Raw genomic sequence first — 1,148 nt, 5'->3', positions numbered from 1 at the left:
TACTTGAGGAGCTGGCGGGCCATGACCATCCGCTGGATCTGGTTGGTGCCCTCGTAGATCTGGGTGATCTTGGCGTCGCGCATCATCCGCTCCACCGGGAAATCACGCGTGTACCCGTACCCGCCCAGCAACTGCACCGCATCGGTCGTGACGTCCATCGCCACATCCGACGCCAGCGCCTTGCACGCCGACGACACCAACGTCAGATCCGCGACCTTCTCGCCCCGCATCGCCCGCTCGGACTTCACCGCCGCGTGATACGTCAGCTGCCGCGCCCCCTCCAGCCGCATCGCCATGTCCGCCAGCATGAACTGCACACCCTGGAAATCGGACACCGGCCGGCCGAACTGCCTGCGCTCCTTCACATACCCCACCGCGAAATCCAGCGCCCCCTGCGCGATCCCCAGCGCCTGCGCCGCGATCGTGATCCGCGTATGGTCCAGCGTCGCCAGCGCCGTCTTGAACCCCGTCCCCTCCGCACCGATCATCCGATCCGCCGGAATCCGCACATCCTCCAAGATCACCTGACGCGTCGGCGACCCCTTGATCCCCAGCTTGCGCTCCTTGGGACCGAACGACACCCCCGCATCGTCGGCGTCGACCACGAACGCCGAGATCCCCCGCGCACCCGCACCCGGATCCGTCACCGCCATCACCGTGTAGTACTTCGACTCCCCCGCATTGGTGATCCACATCTTCGCGCCGTTGAGCACCCAGAAATCACCATCGCGCACCGCACGCGTCTTCATCCCCGCCGCGTCCGACCCCGCATCCGCCTCCGACAGCGCATACGAGAACATCGCCTCCCCCGCCGCCACCGGCGCCAGGAACCTCTCCTTCAGCTCCCGCGACCCCGCCAGCAGCACCGGCACCGTCCCCAGCTTGTTCACCGCCGGGATCAACGACGACGACCCGCACGCCCGCGCGACCTCCTCGATCACGATCACCGTCGCCAGCGCGTCCGCACCCGCACCCCCATAGGCCTCCGGCACGTGCACCGCGTGCAGATCATTGGCGACCAGCGCCTCCAGCGCCTCCCGCGGGAACCGCGACTCCTCGTCCACCTCCGCCGCGAACGGAGCGATCTTCGCATCGGCCAGCTCGCGCACCGTGCTGCGCAGCAGCTCGTGCTCCTCCGACGGAGCGTA

The 1,148-nt window shown here is 68.1% G+C and carries 1 protein-coding gene; it reads right to left on the bottom strand.

Features of this window, described 5'->3' with window-relative positions; genetic code table 11:
- Positions 1-1,148: acyl-CoA dehydrogenase family protein (locus tag ACFQ11_RS37735; RefSeq protein WP_378307752.1), on the bottom strand; the 1,148-nt coding region annotated here is incomplete at both ends.

Source organism: Actinomadura sediminis, from assembly GCF_042675525.1.
Lineage (GTDB): Bacteria > Actinomycetota > Actinomycetes > Streptosporangiales > Streptosporangiaceae > Spirillospora > Spirillospora sediminis.
This window is presented reverse-complemented; position numbering and strand designations above follow the sequence as displayed.